At 72.0% G+C, this 18,495-nt stretch carries 18 protein-coding genes and 1 pseudogene; 4 read left to right on the top strand and 15 right to left on the bottom strand.

Annotated elements, in window-relative coordinates; all coding sequences use genetic code 11:
• Window positions 1-298 precede the first annotated feature (298 nt).
• The 4 genes and pseudogenes from FYX01_RS27285 (at window position 299) to FYX01_RS17440 (ending at window position 2,870) form a co-directional block, all read left to right on the top strand.
• On the top strand, window positions 299-763 hold the full coding sequence (locus FYX01_RS27285; protein ID WP_394350478.1) for a 3-deoxy-7-phosphoheptulonate synthase: 465 nt from the start codon (window positions 299-301) through the stop codon (window positions 761-763).
• Window positions 661-1,101 (top strand): annotated as a pseudogene (locus FYX01_RS27280) (3-deoxy-7-phosphoheptulonate synthase); the annotation flags it as partial. The gene FYX01_RS27285 and the pseudogene FYX01_RS27280, both read left to right, overlap by 103 nt.
• A 300-nt stretch (window positions 1,102-1,401) precedes the next feature.
• Window positions 1,402-2,334 carry a helix-turn-helix domain-containing protein gene (locus tag FYX01_RS17445; protein ID WP_150242761.1) on the top strand — a complete coding sequence of 311 codons (933 nt, stop codon included), beginning with the start codon at window positions 1,402-1,404 and terminating at the stop codon, window positions 2,332-2,334.
• Window positions 2,331-2,870, top strand: a complete 540-nt coding sequence (locus tag FYX01_RS17440) for a dihydrofolate reductase family protein (protein ID WP_150242647.1) — start codon at window positions 2,331-2,333, stop codon at window positions 2,868-2,870. Before FYX01_RS17445 ends, FYX01_RS17440 begins: the two co-directional genes overlap by 4 nt.
• Window positions 2,871-2,919: 49 nt before the next feature.
• Here the strand turns inward: FYX01_RS17440 and FYX01_RS17435 are convergent, their stop codons facing one another.
• The 15 genes from FYX01_RS17435 to FYX01_RS17365 form a co-directional block, all read right to left on the bottom strand.
• Complete coding sequence (locus tag FYX01_RS17435; protein WP_150242759.1) at window positions 2,920-3,417, bottom strand: 2-thiouracil desulfurase family protein; 498 nt, start codon at window positions 3,415-3,417, stop codon at window positions 2,920-2,922.
• Window positions 3,418-3,531: 114 nt separating this feature from the next.
• A complete protein-coding gene (der, locus tag FYX01_RS17430; protein ID WP_263363761.1) occupies window positions 3,532-5,103 on the bottom strand; it encodes a ribosome biogenesis GTPase Der in 1,572 nt (523 codons plus the stop codon).
• 68 nt (window positions 5,104-5,171) lie between these two features.
• Window positions 5,172-5,867: a (d)CMP kinase gene (cmk, locus tag FYX01_RS17425; RefSeq protein ID WP_150242643.1), complete on the bottom strand. Its 696-nt coding sequence runs from the start codon at window positions 5,865-5,867 to the stop codon at window positions 5,172-5,174.
• 94 nt (window positions 5,868-5,961) lie between these two features.
• Window positions 5,962-7,119 carry a prephenate dehydrogenase gene (locus FYX01_RS17420; protein ID WP_150242641.1) on the bottom strand — a complete coding sequence of 386 codons (1,158 nt, stop codon included), beginning with the start codon at window positions 7,117-7,119 and terminating at the stop codon, window positions 5,962-5,964.
• Window positions 7,120-7,202: 83 nt separating this feature from the next.
• The gene (gene aroH, locus FYX01_RS17415) at window positions 7,203-7,565 is read right to left on the bottom strand and encodes a chorismate mutase (protein ID WP_150242757.1); all 363 of its coding nucleotides are present in this window, start codon (window positions 7,563-7,565) and stop codon (window positions 7,203-7,205) included.
• A gap of 93 nt (window positions 7,566-7,658) precedes the next feature.
• The gene (locus FYX01_RS17410) at window positions 7,659-9,335 is read right to left on the bottom strand and encodes a pseudouridine synthase (RefSeq protein WP_150242639.1); all 1,677 of its coding nucleotides are present in this window, start codon (window positions 9,333-9,335) and stop codon (window positions 7,659-7,661) included.
• Window positions 9,322-9,936 carry an SMC-Scp complex subunit ScpB gene (gene scpB, locus FYX01_RS17405; protein WP_394350483.1) on the bottom strand — a complete coding sequence of 205 codons (615 nt, stop codon included), beginning with the start codon at window positions 9,934-9,936 and terminating at the stop codon, window positions 9,322-9,324. The genes FYX01_RS17410 and scpB overlap by 14 nt, the downstream gene beginning before the upstream one ends.
• 11 nt (window positions 9,937-9,947) lie before the next feature.
• Window positions 9,948-10,823 (bottom strand): segregation and condensation protein A, encoded by an 876-nt coding sequence (locus tag FYX01_RS17400; RefSeq protein WP_150242637.1) that lies wholly within the window; start codon window positions 10,821-10,823, stop codon window positions 9,948-9,950.
• Window positions 10,824-10,941: 118 nt separating this feature from the next.
• Window positions 10,942-11,337 (bottom strand): hypothetical protein, encoded by a 396-nt coding sequence (locus FYX01_RS17395; RefSeq protein WP_150242635.1) that lies wholly within the window; start codon window positions 11,335-11,337, stop codon window positions 10,942-10,944.
• Window positions 11,334-12,290, bottom strand: a complete 957-nt coding sequence (locus FYX01_RS17390) for a ParA family protein (RefSeq protein WP_150242633.1) — start codon at window positions 12,288-12,290, stop codon at window positions 11,334-11,336. Before FYX01_RS17390 ends, FYX01_RS17395 begins: the two co-directional genes overlap by 4 nt.
• 254 nt (window positions 12,291-12,544) lie before the next feature.
• Window positions 12,545-13,489, bottom strand: coding sequence for a site-specific tyrosine recombinase XerD (locus FYX01_RS17385; RefSeq protein ID WP_150242753.1), 945 nt, complete (start codon window positions 13,487-13,489; stop codon window positions 12,545-12,547).
• Window positions 13,490-13,549: 60 nt separating this feature from the next.
• Complete coding sequence (locus tag FYX01_RS17380; protein ID WP_150242631.1) at window positions 13,550-14,212, bottom strand: NUDIX domain-containing protein; 663 nt, start codon at window positions 14,210-14,212, stop codon at window positions 13,550-13,552.
• A 45-nt stretch (window positions 14,213-14,257) separates the two neighbouring features.
• The gene (locus FYX01_RS17375; RefSeq protein ID WP_150242629.1) at window positions 14,258-15,898 is read right to left on the bottom strand and encodes a CTP synthase; all 1,641 of its coding nucleotides are present in this window, start codon (window positions 15,896-15,898) and stop codon (window positions 14,258-14,260) included.
• Between the two features lie 262 nt (window positions 15,899-16,160).
• Complete coding sequence (locus FYX01_RS17370) at window positions 16,161-17,084, bottom strand: hydroxymethylglutaryl-CoA lyase (RefSeq protein ID WP_150242627.1); 924 nt, start codon at window positions 17,082-17,084, stop codon at window positions 16,161-16,163.
• Between the two features lie 77 nt (window positions 17,085-17,161).
• The gene (locus FYX01_RS17365; protein WP_077689583.1) at window positions 17,162-18,157 is read right to left on the bottom strand and encodes a GNAT family N-acetyltransferase; all 996 of its coding nucleotides are present in this window, start codon (window positions 18,155-18,157) and stop codon (window positions 17,162-17,164) included.
• Window positions 18,158-18,495 lie beyond the last annotated feature (338 nt).

Genomic DNA, 18,495 nt, shown 5'->3' with positions numbered 1-18,495 from the left:
GGACCCCGAACTCCAAGAACAAGGAGGCGGTGGTGCTCGGGACCGCACGCGTCGTCTTACTCTCCGAGGTCAACTCCAAGCTCGGAGCCCCTTTCCTCGACATGCCCCACCACCACCCGATGACCGACCTGGCCGCCGGGGAGCCCCCGTATGAGCGTGCCCGAGAGGTTGAGGACCCCCGTTCCGGAACCGGAGGTCCTGTACCGGCCCTGCGGGGAGGGAGACACCGTGTGGCTCAACGGCGACGTGTACACGGTGAAGGTCTCCGGGAACGAGTCGCGGAACGGGAGAGTACGGCATGAGCGGCGTCCTTGAGGGAAAGCGGGCACTGGTGACTGGTGGCGGCCGGGGATCGGGGCGGCGATCGCCCTGCGCCTGGCCGAGGACGGCGCGACGGTGGCGATCAGCTACCACTCCAACGCGGAGGCGGCCCGGAGCACGGCCGCCCTGGACGACTGGCGCTTCCTCCCCGCCGCCCAACAGCCCGACTGGCCCGACCCCGGCCGACACGGTCGCGGAACTCTCCTCCTACCCGCCCCTGGTCTTCGCCGGGGAGTGCGACCAGCTCAGGGAACACCTGGGCTCCGTGGCCCGGGGCGAGGCGTTCCTCCTCCAGGGCGGCGACTGCGCCGAGACCCTCGACGGGGTGACCCTTCCCTCCTGCCGGGGGACGCCGTCAACGGCAGGGCGTTCACGGAGGAGGCCCGGCGCCCGGATCCCGAACGGCTCAAGCGCGCCTACCACGCCTCCGCCGCCGCCCTGAACCTGGTGCGCGCCTTCACCACCGGCGGCTACGCCGATCTCACCCAGGTGCACGCCTGGAACCGGGACTTCGTGCGTGACTCCCCCTCCGGCCGGCGCTACGAGAGCGTGGCCAGGGGGATCGACAACGCGTTGGCGTTCATGAGGGCGTGCGGGGTCACCTGCGCCGAGGAGCTCAGGACCACCGAGTTCCACTCCTCGCACGAGGCGTTGCTGCTGGACTACGAGACAGCGCTGACCCGCACCGATTCGCGTACCGGCGGACTGCCCGCGCTGGTGGAGAAGGTCACCGCCTCAGGTGCGCGGGTGGCCTGGGGGTGCGACCCCATGCACGGCAACACCTTCAAGGCCGGGACGTGGTCCCCTCCCCCGACGGGAACGTCCTGTCCGTGGAGATCACCGTGGCCACGCCCCGTGCCCAGCCACTGGTACGGCGGCTGGCGGCGGAGGGCTGGTCGGCCGAGCGCGAGGACCCGCAGGTCGGTGCCCGGCTCGGCGCCCTCGCCTGAGGTCGGGAGGGAGTACCCCTCCCTCCCGACCGCCGCTCCGTCGGAGGACGCCCTCCGACGGAGCGGCGGCTCTCCAGGGTGGGCAAGATCGGTCAGGCGCCCGCGCCCTCCCGGCGAACATACTGGTCGCATGACCGAGCCCACCCCGGGACGGGACCGCCTGCGCGAACTGCTCGACGCGGTCCTGGACGAGGAGAACACCCGCCTCGCCGACATGGCGGGGCACGCCTTCACCTCGCCGTTCCACTTCACCCGCAGACTGACCCGTGACACCGGGGAGCCCCCGGTCGCGCTGCGCCGCCGGGTGCTCCTGGAGCGCGCGGCCTGGCAGATCGGCCAGGGCAGCAGCGTGACCGACGCCGCCTTCGCGGCCGGATACGCGTCGGTCGAGGGGTTCACGCGCGCCTTCGGACGCGCCTTCGGGCGTCCGCCCAGCTCAACGACGCCGGGCAGCGGCACCTGGCTGTCCGCGCCCAACGGCATCCACTTCCATCCGCCGATCCACCTGTGGATCGAGGAGAAACCCGAGGACCGGCCCGGAATGGACCTGACCGCCCTCCAGATCCACCACGACGTGGACGACACCGCGCACCTGATCCGCCTGGCCGAGGGGCTCTCCGAGGAGGCCTACCGGCGGGTGCGGGCACCCGGGCTGACCGTCCTGGGGTGGGACGGGCCCGAGGAGTCGGTCGCCGCCGTGCTCGACCGCCTGGTCCGGGCCAAGGAGGTGTGGCTCGCCTCGATCGACGGGGCCGACCTTCCCGAACCGGGCGCGGACGACACCGGGGGCCTGCTCGAACGGCACACCCGCGTCGGTGCGCGCTGGATCACCACGGTCGACGGCATCGGGCGCCGCGGCGCCTGGGGCGATCGGCTGATCGACGCCCTGTGCGACCCGCCCGAGAGCTTCGTCCTCGGCAGCGTCGTCGCGCACGTACTGACCTACTCCGCGCACCGCAGACAGCTCGTCCGCCACATGCTGCGCGCGGAGGGCCTGGAGGTGGACCACGGAGATCCCATCGAATGGCTGCAGGACCGGCACCACGACGGAGGTACACAGTGAGCAGGACGGTATACAACACCGCGACGAGCCTGGACGGCTTCATCGCCACCGAGGACCACTCCCTGGAGTGGCTCTTCTCCGCCGACGGGGGCGATGCCCTGAAGGACACCGAGGACTTCATCCGGAAGGCGGGCGCGGTCGTGTGCGGCGCGGGCACCTACGAGTGGCTCCTCGGACATGAGGGGGTCGAGGCCTGGCCCTACGAGGTGCCCTCCTGGGTGCTCACCCACCGGAAACTGCCGCGCATGGAGGGCGACGTCCGCTTCGCCAGCGCGGACACCGACCAGGAACTGCGCGACCTGCACGCGGAGGCGGTCGAGGCGGCCGGCGGACGCGACGTGTGGCTGGTCGGCGGTGGCGGGATCGCCGCGGACCTGGCCCGGCTCGGGCTGCTCGACGAGGTGGTCGTGTCGATCGCCCCGGTCACCCTGGGCTCGGGGGCGCCGCTGCTGGCCGGGCGCGTGGACCTGAGGGTGGTGGACGTGCGCCGTGCCGGTGACTTCGCCTGCGCAAGGTACGAGGTCGTCCGCCCCTGACACGGGGAGCGGGGACGCCGCCGGGGCGGACGGGCCCCGGTGACACCCCTCAGGCACGCTCCAGTTCGCGCAGGCACGCGGCGGCCCGCGCGATCTCGTTCTCGGTGAAGACGGCGACGCCGTTCTCCCGGAGCAGCCGCGCGGTGACCCCCTCGCCGGGCGTTCTGCGCCCGGCGAAGGTCCCGTCGTAGACCTGGTGCAGTCCGCAGGACGGGCTCGACTCCTTGAGCACGGCCACGCCCACACCGTGCGTCCGGGCGGTGGCCAGCGCCGCGCGGGCGCCGTCCACGAAGTGGCCGGTCACGTCCCGCCCGTCGGGGGTGAGGATGCGCGCCCGTCCCGCGAGCACCTCGGCGGCGGTGGCGCCGGGCTCGATCTCGGCGGGCGGGCGGGGCACCGGCAGGCCGCCCGCGACCTCCGGGCAGTGCACCACGAGGCGCCCCTCCTCGCGCCAGCGGTCGACCGCGTCGTCCTCGACCGTCTTGGCGCGTCCGTCGTAGCGGACCCTGCGCCCCATGAGGCAGGCGCTGACCAGCACCTTGCGCATGGCTCCCCCCTCTCGCCCGTTCCCACCAGCGATGATCTTGCCCGTAGAGGCGGTGTCGGCCTTCGACAACGCCAGCACGGGCAAGATCATCCGGTGAAGGTCCCGGTCAGCGCATCAGCGGCGGCGCTGTTTGCGGTCGGGACGCACGCTGCCCCTGGAGGCGCGGCCCGGAGCACCGGCCCTCTTCTCGCGGATCCGCATGCTGATGTGCACCGGGGAGCCCTCGAAACCGAAGTCCTCCCGCAGGCGCCGCTCGATGAAGCGGCGGTAGTTGTCCTCCAGGAACCCGGTGGTGAACAGGACGAAGTGCGGCGGACGCGCACCCGCCTGCGTCGCGAACAGGATCTTGGGCTGCTTGCCGCCGCGCACCGGCGGCGGGGTCGCGGCCACCAGCTCCTTGAGCCAGTTGTTGAGCTGTCCGGTCGGGATGCGCTGGTTCCACCCGCTCAGGCTGGTCTCGATCGCCGGGACCAGCTTCTCCATGTGGCGCCCGGTCTTGGCCGAGACGTTCACACGCGGGGCCCAGGCGACCCGCGACAGCTGGCGGTCGATCTCCTTCTCCAGGTAGACCCGGCGCTCATCGTCCAGGACGTCCCACTTGTTGAAGGCCAGGACCAGGCCGCGGCCGGCCTCCAGCACCTGCTCGACGATCCGGATGTCCTGCTCGGCGAGGGGCTCGCTGACGTCCATCAGCACCACGGCGATCTCGGCCCGCTCCAGGGCGGTCCCGGTGCGCATGGTGGCGTAGTAGTCGGCCCCCTGCAGGGCGCGGAACCGGCGGCGGATACCGGCGGTGTCGATGAACTTCCAGGTCCTGCCGCCCAGCTCGACCAGCTCGTCCACCGCGTCGCGGGTCGTACCCGCCACCGCGTCCACGACCACACGGTCCTCGTCGGCCAGCCGGTTGAGCAGGCTGGACTTGCCCACGTTGGGGCGGCCCAGCAGCGCGATGCGGGGCGGGCCGTCCTCGCCCTCGTCGTCGTCCTCCCCGATGGGCTGCTCGGGGAACTCCGCCACGAGCGCGTCCAGCAGGTCGCCGGTGCCCCGGCCGTGCAGGGCGCTGATCGGGTACGGCTCGCCCACACCCAGCTGCCACAGGTCGAGCGCGTCGGCCTCCTGCTTGCTGCCGTCGACCTTGTTGGCGGCCAGCACCACGGGGCGCTTGGTCGAGCGCAGCACACGGGTGACGGCGGCGTCGGCGTCGGTCACGCCGACCGTCGCGTCCACCACGAACAGGATGACGTCGGCGGTCTGCGCGGCGTACTCGGCCTGTCGGGCGACCATGGCGGCCAGGCCGCTGAGGTTGCTCTCCCAGCCGCCGGTGTCCACCAGGGTGAACTTGGCGTTCTGCCACTGGGCGTCGTAGGCGACCCGGTCACGGGTCACACCCGGCACGTCCTCCACCACGGCCTCGCGACGGCCGATGATGCGGTTGACCAGGCTGGACTTGCCCACGTTGGGGCGGCCGACCACGGCCACCACGGGGAGGGCCGCGGGCTCGGCGGCGTCGGCGCCCTCATGGCCGACGTCAAGGATGTCGAAGTCACTCATGTACTGCTCCCGGTTCTTCGTCCTCGCGCGCCCAGGATGCGTGCCGCGAGGATGCGTATGGTCGACCCGCCCCGGTGGCCCCGGGGCGCGCAGGTCGGAGAACGGGCGCCGACGGCGCCCGTGTGTACTGGCCACGGGGAAGAACCCCCGCGGCCGTCCGTGTGTTCCCCGAAAGGGGCTGTTGTCGGCCGGTGTGGCCGGTGCTACCGGTCGCGGGCCTCGTCGGCCAGCTTGGAGACCAGGGCGATGACCTCGTCCAGGGTCAGTCCGGTGGTGTCGAGCTCGATGGCGTCGGCGGTCTGCCTGAGCGGCGAGTGTGCCCGGCTGGAGTCCAGCTCGTCACGTCGGGCCAGGTCGGCCTGGGTGGCGGCGACGTCGCTGGTACGGACTTCCTCGCTGCGCCGTTGGGCACGTGTCTCGGCGCTGGCGGTCAGGAACAGCCTGACCGGGGCGTCGGGGGCGACGACGGTGGTGATGTCGCGGCCCTCCACCACGATACCCGCGCTCCCGGCCCTGGCGGCGGCGATGATCTCACGCTGGGAGCGGACCATGCGCTCACGCACCTCGGGCACGGCCGAGACCGCGCTGACGTTGGTGGTGACGTCCCTGTCGCGGATCTCGGCGGCCACGTCACGGCCGTCCACGGTCACCGTGGGGGCGTTCGGGTCGGTGCCCATGGCGATGACGGGGCGTTCGGCGAGGGCGGCCACGGCCTCGGCGTCGTTGACGTTCACCTCGTGGGACAGCATCCACCAGGTGAGCGCCCGGTACATGGCGCCGGTGTCGAGGTAACGCAGGTTCCGCACCTTGGCCACACCCCGGGAGGTGCTCGACTTGCCCGACCCGGAAGGACCGTCGATCGCGATGACGATGCCCTCGGTGCTGTCCTGCGTGCTCACTGCCGTTGACTCCCGCTCACTGCCACTGTTGCCGACGCCCAACCCTACCGGTGGCCCGGTGCGCGGCGGACCACGCGTCCCCACGCGGGAGCGGTCACGCCCCGGGATGGACCGACCAGCCGTCGGCGGCCAGTGCCCGCGCGAGCGTGTCCACGGCGACGGGCAGCACGTACAACTGCGCCACACCCAGCGGCAGACCGGGGGTGTGCTCGATGCGCACGTCCTCGATGTTGACCCCGGCCTCCGCCGCGGCGGCGAACAGGCGGCCCAGCGAACCGGGTTCGTCGGGGATGACCACCGGGATCACCGTGTAGTCGGGCCTGTGGACGGTGCCGTGCTTGCCGGGGATGCGGCCGTGCCCGGAGTGTCCGCGCTCCAGCAGGTCGCGTACCGGCGCCAGTGCCTCCGCGGAGGGGTCGGGCGTCCGTCCCGCCGTCGCACGCAGGGCGTCGGCGGTCGCCACCAGGTCGGCGGCCATCGCGTGCAGCACCTCCGCGACCGGTGCGGCGTTGTGCGTGAGGATCTCGGACCACATGGCGGGGTCGCCGCCCGCCACCCGGGTGACGTCGCGTACTCCCTGTCCCGCCAGGGTCAGCGCCGCCCCGTCGCCGGAGACCAGCCGGGCCGCCACCGCGGAGGACGCCACGTGCGGAGCGTGCGAGACCAGCGCCACCGCGCGGTCGTGCGCCCCGGCGTCCAGCACCGTCGGGTCCGCGCCGCACAGACGGGCGAGCTCGGCGACCACCGCGACGGCCTGCGGGTCGGCCTTGCCGCTGGGGCACAGCGCCCACGAACGGCCCAGGAACAGGTCGGCGCGGGCGGCGCCGGGCCCCTGCTTCTCCCGGCCGCCCATCGGGTGCCCGGGAACGAACGTGGCCATGTCACAGCCGGTCCGCTCGGCCTCGGCCAGCACACTCGCCTTCACACTGGCCACGTCCGTGTACACGTGGGCCAGACCCCGGTCCTGCGCACGGCGCAGGACGGAGGGGATGACGGCGGGCGGCGCCGCGATGACCGCGACGTCCGCGGGGGCCGAGGACGGGTCGGCGGAATCCTCCAGAGGGCGTCCGGCGCCCAGGTCGCAGGCCAGGCGGAGAGAGGCGCTGTCGGGATCCGAGAGGACGACGTCGACGTCGCGGGAGCGCAGGGCGAGCGCCACCGACGTCCCGATGAGTCCGGTCCCGACCACCGCCACCCGGCGCACCGACGGCCGCTGCTCTCCGGTCCCCCGCCCGCCGCTGGTGTTACCCACTGCTCTCTTCGCCTCCGCCGTGTCCCGTGCTCCCAGCCTACGGTTGCTCCCAGCCTACGGTCCGGCCGGGAGCCCGTGCCGCCCTACTGCGCGATGTCCAACCGCAGGGCCTGGGCTCCGCGCAGGTAGACGTGCTGCAGGTCCGAGCGCGGCCGGTCCGTCTCCACGTGCGCCATGAGCCGCACCACACGCGGCAGGGCGCGCGGGACGGCGATCTCGGTCGCGCACATCAGCGGGACGTCGGTGAAGCCGAGCTTGCGCGCGGCCAGCGCGGGAAACTCGCTCTTCAGGTCGGGGGTGGCGGTGAACAGCACGCTGATCACGTCGTCGGTCTCCAGCGCGTTGCGCCGCATCACCTCCGAGACCAGTTCGGCCGTGGCCTCCAGCACCTGGTCACGTTCGTCCGCGTCGACCTGCACCGCACCACGGATGGCCCGTACCGCCACGTTAGATCCCGCCTTGTCGTCGTTCACCGTACCGTCCCCCCACAAGGGGAACGGCGGCCGCCACCCGGAGGGGACGGCCGCCGTCAACTGTATCTACAGGCCGGCCGCCCCGTAGAGTTCACCCACCTCACGGGAGCTCAGCGCCCGCATCGTGCCCAGTTTGAGGGTGTTGAGGTCGATCGGACCGACCTGGGTGCGTGCGAGGTCGGTGACCGGGTGGCCAACGGCCTCCATCAGGCGGCGCACGATGTGCTTGCGGCCCTCGTGCAGCCGGATCTCGACGAGCGCCTTGGGCGGCTCGTTCTCGACCACGCGGAAGGAGTCGACCTCGACCGGGCCGTCCTCCAGCTCGACGCCCTTCTGGACCGCGCGCACGACCCGCTGCGGGACCGGGCCCGGCACCTTGGCGATGTAGGTCTTGACGACCTTGTAGCGCGGATGGGTGAGCCGGTTGGCCAGTTCACCGTCGTTGGTCAGCAGGATGAGGCCCTCGGTCTCGGTGTCCAGCCGGCCCACGTGGAAGATCCGCTCATCGGTCTGGCCGGTGTAGTCGGCCAGGGTGGGACGGCCCTCGGGGTCCCACATGGTGCTGACGACGCCGCGCGGCTTGTTGAGGGCGAAGTACAGCTTGTCCGGAGCGGTGACCACGCGCATGTCGTCGACGCGGATCTCGGAGACCTCCGGGTCGACCCGGGCGCCGAAGCGGCGCACGACCTGGCCGTCCACGCTGACGCGTCCGGCCGCGATCAGCTCCTCGCTGGCGCGGCGGCTGGCGACACCGGCCGCAGCGAGCGCCTTCTGGAGGCGGATGCCGTCCTTGACGTCGGTGTAGGTGTCGCGGTCCTCACCGGTGGCGCGGTCCTCGTCCTTGGGGTCGTAGTCGGCGCGCAGGGTTTTGAGCCGCTCGCGGGCCGCCTTGGAGAGCTGGCCCTCCTTCTTGAAGCCGCTCGCCGGTGCGCCGCTCTGGGGCCCGGGACGGTTGCCGCGCTCGCCCCCGAGGGCACGGCGCTTGTCGCGGTCCCTGCGCTTGTCGCGGTCGCTGCGCTGGTCCCGACCACCACGGGAGTCACCACGGTCACGGTCGTCGCGACCGCCGCCCGGACCACGCCCGCTTCGCTCGTAACGGCCGCCACCGCGCTGGTCGTCCCGGCCACGGCTGGTGGAGCGGTCGCCCGCACCACGGGAGTCGCGGCTGTCACGGTCGCCGTAGGAACGGCGGTCGTCGCGACCGCCCCCCGAGGAGCGGCGGTCCTCCCGGCCACGGTCGTCCCGGCCGCCGCGGTAACCACCGCGGTCGCCGCCGAAGGAGCGGCCCTCGCCACGCTGGCCGTCCCGGCCTCCGCGGTCGCGGTCGTCCCGGACGCCAGCCGGACCACGTCCACCCCGCTCGTAGCGGCCGCCACCGCGCTGGTCGTCACGACCACGGCTGTCGCGGTTGTCGCGGTCGCCGTGGGGACGGCGGTCGTCGCGGTCACGGAAGTCACGTCCGCCACGGCTGTCACGGTCTCCGCCACGGAAGTCGCGCCCGCCGCGCTGGTCCCGGTCACCCCGGAAACCACCGCGGTCGCGGTCATCCCGGCCACCGCCGTCGGAACGGCGGTCGTCACGGCCCTTTCGGCCCTGGTCGTCCCGGTAACCGCCACGGGGACGGTCGTCCCGGCGGTCCCGGTTCTCGCGGCGGCCCTGGCCGCCGCGGTTGTCGTAGTCGCCGCGCTCACCGCGCGGGGCGTCGTCCCGCGCACCGCGGGAACTTTCGTTAGGTGTGCTCACCGGTGTCGTCTAGACCTTCGATGTCGTCGGGGAGGAACGGTGCCAGATCAGGCAGCTCGTTGAGGCCTCTCAGGCCCAACCGTTCCAGGAAGTAGGAGGTGGTCCGATACAGCAGCGCGCCGGACTCGGAGTCGTGCCCGGCCTCTTCGATCAGCCCCCTCAGTACGAGGGTACGCATAACCCCGTCGCAGTTGACCCCGCGTACGGCGGAGACCCTGCCCCGGGAGACCGGCTGTCGGTAGGCGACCACCGCCATCGTCTCCAGCGCGGCCTGGGTGAGCCGCACCTCCTGCCCCTCCCGGAGGAAGTGCTCGACGACGTCGGCGCACTCGGGACGCGTGTACACGCGCCATCCGTCGGCCACCGCCCGAAGGTCGAAACCCCTGCCCTGCTCGGTGTATTCCCGGGACAGGGACTCCAGGGTCCGCGAGACCACGGTGACGGGCACGTCCATGGCCCGGGCCAGGTCGTACTCCGACACCGGCTGGTCCACCACCATCAGCACCGCCTCCAGGTCACGGCGCAGGGTGGGCGGGGCCTGGGCTCCGCCGGCCGTGTCCCCCGCGGCCGTCCCCACGGCAGCCACGGCCCCGGCCGTCATGTCCTCGGCGCTCATCCCCGCCCCTCCGTCTCCCCTGGTCCGTCCGTGCTCTCCGCGTCCCCGGCCCCGCCGGATCCGTCGTACTCGCTGCGCAGCTCGACCCCGTCCTCACCACCGGTCCAGGTGACGAGCAGGTCGCCCAGCGGTTCGGGCTGGTCGAAGTCCACGCTGGAGGCCCGGTACAGCTCCAGCAACGCCAGGAAGCGGGCGACGACCTCGAAGGTACCGGTACAGGCCGCGGTGAGCTCGGCGAAGGTCAACCGCCCGTGCTCGCGCAGCTCCGCGACCATCAGCTCGCCCTGCTCCCTGACCGAGGTCCTGGCCTGGTGGATGTGGGTGACCGGCACACTGGGCGGTTCCTTGGGCGTGAACACCATCCCGGCCAGCGCCGCGAACTCCTGGGGCCCCAGCTTGAACAGCACGTCCGGCCTGAGGGCGGCGAAGCGCTCCTCCAGCGGGACGGCGCGCGCGTAACGGCGCCCCTGCGAGGCCAGCCGCTCGCGCATGAACGCGGCGACCTCCTTGTAGGCCCGGTACTGCAGCAGCCGGGCGAACAGCAGGTCGCGGGCCTCCAGCAGGGCCAGGTCGGCCTCGTCCTCGACGTCACCGCGCGGCAGCAGCCGGGCCGCCTTCAGGTCCAGCAGGGTCGCCGCGACCAGCAGGAAGTTGCTGGCCTGGTCCAGGTCCCACTCCTCGCCGTACGCCCGGATGTGCGCGATGAACTCGTCCGTGACCCTCGACAGGGACACCTCGGTGATGTCCAGCTTGTGTTTGGAGATCAGTGCCAGGAGCAGGTCGAAGGGCCCCTCGAAGTTGTCGAGGTGCACCTGGAAGGCGTTCTCGTCCACCTCGGCCTCGGCGTCCGCCCGGGTCCCCTCAACCACCATGGCACCGACCCCACGTCGTCTCGCTCATGCGACAAGGGTGTCACCGGCGTGAACCCGCCGGTGACACCCGCGACCTTCGTCGCCGAACCGGTACCCCCTCCGGTACCGGTGCGGGAGCTCAGTCCTCGCTCAGCCTGCGTACCAGCATGCTGGAGGATCCGTGCTCCTCGAAGTCGGCCAGCAACACCGCGACGGCCTCCCGGACGAGTCGGCCCCTGTCGGCCGCCAGCCCGTGCTCGGCCCGCAACGACAACCGGGTCTGTTCCAGGGCCAGGAGTTCGGGCGCGGAGACATAGACGGTGATCTTCTCGTCGTGGCGCTGACGCCCGCTCGGCTTGGGCGCTCCCCGCACCTTCGTGCCGGACCTGCGCTTGGACCTGCCGTTGGAGCGCGCCGACGTCTCGGTCTTCCTGTTCTGCTGCTCCGGTGCCGTGTACTGGCGTTCGGTCTCTTCCGGCGCCTCCTCGGCGCCGTTGGAGCGGAAGAACATCTCGTCCGCTCCGGGTAGGGTCACGCGCCGTGACCGCTGAGAGGCCACCTCGCCAGCACCTCCTTGGCCAGATCCCGATAGGCGTTGGCCCCGGCCGAGGACGAGTCGAACCTGGTGATGGGTTCGCCCGCCACGGTGGCGTCCGGGAAGCGCACGGTACGGTTGATGACCGTGCCGTAGACCTTGTCGCCGAACCCGTCGATGATCGTGGACAGCACCTCACGCGCGTGGAGCGTGCGCGGGTCGTACATGGTGCCCAGGAAGCCGTCGATGACCAGTTCCTCGTTGAGCCGCTCCTGGACCTTCTGGATGGTGTCCATGAGCAGGGCCACACCGCGCAGCGCGAAGAACTCGCACTCCAGCGGCACGATGACGCCGTCGGCCGCGGTGAGCGCGTTGACGGTGAGCAGGCCCAGCGAGGGCTGGCAGTCGATCAGCACGACGTCGTAGTCGTCGATGATCGGGCGCAGCGCGCGGCCGAGCATCTGCTCGCGCGCGACCTCTCCGACCAACTGCACCTCGGCCGCCGACAGGTCGATGTTGCTCGGGATCAGGTCCAGGCCTTCGATGTCGGTCTTGAGCAGGACGTCCTCGACCGCCACGTCCCGCTGCATGAGCAGGTTGTAGACGGTCAGGTCCAGCTCGCGCGGATCGAGGCGCCCCAGGCCGACGGAGAGTGCTCCCTGCGGGTCGAAGTCGACCAGCAGCACCCGTCTTCCGTACTCGGCGATGGCGGCGCCGAGGTTGATCGTCGTGGTGGTCTTACCGACCCCACCCTTCTGGTTACAGAGTGCTACAATCCGTGCCGGGCCGTGTTCGTCGACAGGCTCGGGCTCCGGATACGTCCGCTCGGGTCTTGTGGTGTGCAGATCAGCCCCCGTGTTGCGTGTCGTCCCCCATGGATTGGTCACCGGGTCGACGAGTCCCTCCTCGCCGACGGGTGCGGTGTTCGCAGCCTCGTCGTTCTCCCAGTTCACAACCCTTGACCTCCCCTACGGACTGGCCACGGCTCCAAGGGACACCGTGCTCCTGGGCCTGGCCGCCGTCGGAAACTCAATATGTCGACAGCAACGTACCTCTGTGCGGCGACTCTAGAACGCCGACACGACGCACTTCAACGAAACGTACGGGTAGAATCCCACGCCTTCGCCCCCGGGGGAAATCGGAAGAACCCGAACCGGCCCGTTCCGCCCCGCCCCGCGGCGGGGGGTTCCCGCCCCACACGGCCGTCTCAGCGCCGTGCCCTGGGATGACTCGACGCGTACACCTCGCGCAGGTGTTCGACTGTAACGAGTGTGTAGACCTGGGTGGTGGTGACCGAACTGTGCCCCAACAGCTCCTGCACGACGCGGATGTCCGCGCCGCCGTCGAGGAGGTGGGTGGCGAAGGAGTGGCGCAGCGTGTGCGGCGACACCCCCTCGACTCCGGCGCGCTCGGCGACGGCCGCCAGGACCCCCCAACCGCCCTGGCGGGTGAGCCTGCCGCCGCGGGCGTTGAGGAACAGCGCCGGACCGCCGCGGCCGGAGGCGGCCAGGCCCGGCCGGGCCCGCACCAGGTAGCCCGAGAGCGCCCGGCGGGCGTAGGAGCCCAACGGGACCACCCGCTCCCTGCCGCCCTTGCCACGGAACCGCACCAGACCCACGGTGTCACCGTCCTCCACGGCGTCGGCGACGTCGTCCACGTCCAGTCCCACCGCCTCGGAGACGCGTGCGCCCGTGCCGTAGAGCACCTCCAGCAGGGCGCGGTCGCGCAGGGCCAGCAGCGCGGCGCGGTCGCCGGAGGTCGGGGCGTCGGCCGGTCCGGCGGCGTCCAGGAGGCGCTCCACCGATTCCAGCGGTACCGCCTTGGGCAGCCGCATCGGCGGAGCCGGCGGGGAGACGTCGGTGGCCGGGTCGGTCCGCGACCACCCCTCGCGCACCGCGAAACGGTGCAGGCCGCGCACGGCGGCCAGGGCCCGCCCGGCCGAGGCGGCGCTGAGCGGCGGGTGGTGCTCGTCCCCCTCCCGCAGCACCCGTAGGAAGTCGCCCACGTGTCCGGGCCCCACCGTGTCCGGGGAGGCGACCCCCCGTGCCGCCAGGTGGGCACGGTAGCGGCTCAGGTCGCGCCGGTAGGCCGTGAGGGTGTTGGTAGCCAGGGCGCGCTCGGCGCTGAGGTGGTCCAGGAAGGCGGAGCACATCCTCGCCAGCGGTCCCGGCTCCTCCTCCGGGGCGGCGGGTTCCGGTCGCTCGGCCACGGGTCAGTCCGCGCCGGGCTCGCGCAGCGAGGCGAAGCCGTCGGCCGCCGCGACCTGGGCGGCCAGGACGCCGATCACGGTCGCGCCGTTGTGCAGCCGACCCGCCGTGACCAGGCCGACCGCCTCGTCCAGGGGGATCCACTCGGCGACCAGGCCGGTCTCCTCGTGCTCGCGCTCGAAGTCGATCTCCTCGGCGGGCACCACCGACAGGTCCCGGGCCAGGAACACGTGGATGCGCTCGTTGGAGAACCCGGGGCTGGGGAAGAAGTCGGCCAGCTCGTGCCAGCGCCCGGCGCGCAGGCCCGCCTCCTCGACCAGTTCGCGCTGGGCGGTGGGCAGGGGCCCCTCGCCCTCGACGTCGATCAGCCCCGCGGGCAGCTCCCAGAGGACGTGCCGGACCGCGTGGCGGTACTGGCGCTGCAGGAGCACCCTGCCGTCCCCGTCCAGGGCCAGGGCCGCGGCGGCGCCGGGGTGGTCCATGTAGTCGCGGGCGGCCACGGTCGTACCCTCACCGCCCGCCCCGGGCATGTGCACCCAGTCCGTACGCATCCCGCACTTGGCGCTGCGGAAGCGTTCCTCGGACCGTTCCACCGGCCACGACTCGGGGGCGTCCGCGAGCTTCGCGTCCGCCCCCGTGGTCTGGTCGGGGTGGGCGTCACTGGGCATGGATCCCGCCTCTCAGGACTCGTGCCCCGCCCGGTTCGGCCTCCGTCAGGAGTTGTGGTAATCCAGGGCCGCCGAGACCAGTCCGCGGAAGAGCGGGTTGGCCTTGGTCGGACGGGACCGCAGCTCCGGGTGCGCCTGCGTCGCGACGAAGAACGGGTGGACGTCCCGGGGCAGTTCGATGTACTCCACCAGCTTGCCATCAGGGGAGAGCCCGGAGAACACCAGGCCCGACTCCTCCAGCTGGGAGCGGTAGGCGTTGTTGACCTCGAAGCGGTGGCGGTGGCGCTCGGAGGCCTCGGCCCGCCCGCCGTAGAGTTCGCGCACCACGGTGCCCTCGCTCAACTCGGCCGGGTACATGCCCAGGCGCATGGTGCCGCCCATGTCGCGCTCGCCGGCGACGACGTCGGTCTGGTCGGCCATGGTGGCGATGACCGGGTTCTGGGCCTTGTCGTCGAACTCGGTGCTGTTCGCCCCGTCCAGGCCGAGCACGTCGCGGGCGTACTCGATGACCATGGCCTGCAGGCCCAGGCAGACGCCCAGCAGCGGAACCCCGTTCTGGCGGGCGTAGCGGATGGCGCCGAGCTTGCCCTCGATACCGCGCACACCGAAGCCGCCGGGGATGAGGACGCCGTCCGCACCGTCCAGCTCGGCCGCGGCGCCGGAGGGGCTGGCGCAGTTGTCGCTGGCCACCCAGCGGATGTTCACGCGGGTGTCGGTGGCGAAGCCGCCCGCGCGCAGTGCCTCGCTGACCGACAGGTAGGCGTCGGGCAGGTCGATGTACTTGCCGACCAGGGCGACGGTGACCTCGTGGGCGGGCTGGTGCACGCGGCGCAGCAGTTCGTCCCACTCGGTCCAGTCCACGTCGCGGAAGGGCATGCCGAGGCGGCGGACGACGTAGGCGTCCAGGCCCTCGCGGTGCAGGACCTTGGGGATGTCGTAGATGGAGGGGGCGTCGGGGGTGGAGACCACACCGGCCTCGTCCACGTCGCACATGAGGCTGATCTTGGACTTCAGGCTCTGCGTGATGGGGCGGTCCGAGCGGCACACGATCGCGTCGGGCTGGATGCCGATGCTGCGCAGGGCGGCCACGGAGTGCTGGGTGGGCTTGGTCTTCATCTCCCCGGCCGGGCCGAGGAACGGGACGAGGGACACGTGCAGGAAGAAGCAGTTGTCCCGGCCGATCTCGTGGCGGATCTGGCGAACCGCCTCCAGGAAGGGCTGCGACTCGATGTCGCCGACCGTGCCGCCGATCTCGGTGATGACGATGTCGACGTCGGGGGCGTCCATCGCGTAGATGCGCGCCTTGATCTCGTTGGTGATGTGCGGGATGACCTGCACGGTGTCACCGAGATAGGCGCCCTGGCGCTCCTTGGCGATGACGCTGGAGTAGATCTGGCCGGTGGTGACGTTGGCCGTCGCGGACAGCTCGGTGTCCAGGAAGCGCTCGTAGTGGCCCACGTCCAGATCGGTCTCGGCACCGTCGTCGGTGACGAACACCTCGCCGTGCTGGAAGGGGTTCATCGTCCCCGGGTCGACGTTGAGGTAGGGGTCGAGCTTCTGCATGGTGACCCGCAGGCCGCGCGACTTGAGAAGTCGTCCCAGGCTGGAGGCCGTCAGGCCCTTGCCAAGACTGGAGGCGACGCCGCCAGTAACGAAAAGGTGCTTGGTACTCGCGGCGGATGCCAAAGTGATGCTCCCGTGGGTTGAGTGGCTACGGCTGGCTCGGGGCGAACTGAGCGGCCGTGCGGCGGTCCGGTTGCGGGCGGTTGCTCATCGCTCCGGCCGCCGGACTCCACGGGGCACCAGGATAACAGGCCCCCCGTCCGTCCACACCTGGGAACACCTCCGTATACCTCGCTGTTCCCCTCTCCCCACCCGCCACGGCCGGGCCCGCGGAGGGTGTCGTGGCACCGCTCCGGAAGGCCCGTGCCGGACGAGCGGTGGTGCGTCAGGCCGGGAAGGCGCCCGCACGTCCCAGGTAGGCGGGAGGCTGCTTGTCCAGGCGCTCCCCCATCCACTCGCCCAGGGCGGCGGCCCCCGACAGGCTCACACCCGTGTGCAGTCCGCTGCGGTGCAGCATGTACAGCAGGTCCTCGGTGGCGATGTTGCCGGTCGCGGCGGGCGCGAACGGGCAGCCGCCGAAACCGCCCAGGCTGGAGTCGAGCACCCGCACTCCCCCGTCCACGGCCGCCAGTGCGTTCGCGTAACCGGTGTTACGGGTGTTGTGGAAATGGCAGCGCATTCTGCGGCCGTCGGCGATCCTCCCGACCCTGGCCAGGAGGTCCCCCACCTGCCGGGGCACGCCCACGCCGATGGTGTCGGCCAGGGCGATCTCCACGGCGCCGGTGTCGGCGATACGGCGGACCACCTCGACGACCTGCTCGGGCGGCACCTCACCGTCGAAGGGGCAGCCGAACGCGGTGGAGACGGTGACACTCAGCGGGATGCCCGTCCCCGCGAGGGCGGCGTCGATGTCGGCGAGGGCGCCGAGCATCTCCTCGACGGTGCAGCCCTGGTTGCGAACGCAGAACCCGTCGGTGGCGGGCACCGCCACGTTGATCTCGGAGACCCGGGCCGCCACCGCGCGGTCCAGGCCGCGCCGGTTGAGTACCAGGCCGATGTGGGAGACTCCCGGCGCGCGCGTGACCCCCGCCATGATCTCCTCGGCCCCGGCCATCTGCGGCACCCGCTTGGGGTTGACGAAGCTGACCGCCTCGATCCGGCGCGCACCGACGGCCGCGGCGCGGTCGATCAGCTCGATCCGGTCGTCGACCGAGAGCGTCCTGGCCTCGTTCTGGAGGCCGTCGCGCGGCCCCACCTCGACGATCTCCACGTGTTCCGCGCCCTGGGGCCCACGGTCGTTCGCGGTCATCCGCCTCACCTTCCACGCACCGTCGCGCTTGCGCGCACAGGCTAGTAGAACCTCCCGCCGCGAGCCCGCACCGGGGCTCAGCGCAGGGCCAGGGCGGGGCGGACCTCCCAGGTCGTCCACACCGGCCGGTAGCCCATGCGATGCCAGAAGGGGCCGGACAGCGGGTTCATCGCGGCGTAGTTGAGCACGGAGACACCCACGCCGTGGCTGTCCAGGGCCTGGTGCGCCTGGCCCACCAGCGCGGTGCCGATCCCGTTGCCGCGCTCCTGCGCGACCACCACGCCGTAGCCGATGTGCGCGATCGGACGGGCGTTGACCAGGGACTTGGCCCACCGGGACCTCTCGGGCGGGGACACCCACAGCAGGCCCACGGCGCGACCGCGCCGCTCGGCCAGCCAGATCCAGGAACGGGAGCGGTTGAGCGCACGCGCGGCGACCTTGCGGGTCTGCTCGGCGGTGTCCTCCTGCAGGAACACCCCGCCGAAGTGCTGCTCGTAGCGGTGCTCCTCCATCAGGAGCCCGACCACCTGGGTCAGGTCGCTGCGGTCGGCCAGCCTGATGGTCACGTCGCGCGGCGGCAGCGACGGGGGTACTCCGCGGCGGCGCTGGCGGGCGGCCAGCACGGTGTAGGGCTGCAGGCCGTGGCGCTGCAGCGGGATGATGCCGCACACGTCGCGGGCGGGCCAGCTCACCAGGGCCGCCGACTCCGAACCGGTGCCGGTCGGCAGGTCCTCCAACTGGTCGCGCCAGCTGGTCAGCAGGGAGTCCAGGGCGCGGCTGGGGTCGGGACCGCCGACGATGGGGGTCAGCCAGTGCTGGTCCGGCACGCCCCAGATCCGGCCGACCTCGCCGGGCTGGTACCACGTGTAGTGCATGGTGCCGGCGGCGACGGCGCGACCGTCCTCGTCGCTGACGGTCAGAAGGGGATAGGAGCCCGGAGCGAAGTTGACGGGTTCGGGCAGCAGGGGGTCCGTGTCCGCCCAGCGCTGGGCGGCCGACCGCACCAACGGGTCCAGGCCGACGTCGCCCCCGGGCGACTCATCATGTCGCACCCGCGCGACATAACCGCTCATCCACCCCTCCCCTAGCGGGTCCTCACGTCGAACACGCGCTCTCGGACCGGTACCGGAATGGCGCGTGCGACGCCCTGACCGTCGTGCCGCCCCGACGGGACCGGAGTCGCACCGCGGGCGGGACGAAACGACCGTACCGCCTCGGAACCGGCCGAGAGTACGAAATCTCCGATTGCAATCGAGAATTCACTCCGCGTCGCCGCGCGCACCCGACCTTGGCGTCCGCGCGCTCCGATGAGGATACGAGCGGACGCGCACCACGGTAACGGATCGAAGGTCACTCTAGGGTGCCGGGGCGGTCAACGCACCGACACGGAACCGCCCTGCCCACCAGCGTT

This window comes from Nocardiopsis quinghaiensis (assembly GCF_008638365.1).
GTDB lineage: Bacteria > Actinomycetota > Actinomycetes > Streptosporangiales > Streptosporangiaceae > Nocardiopsis > Nocardiopsis quinghaiensis.
Note: the sequence above shows the minus strand (reverse complement) of the source record. Positions and strands in the feature narration are given on the sequence as shown.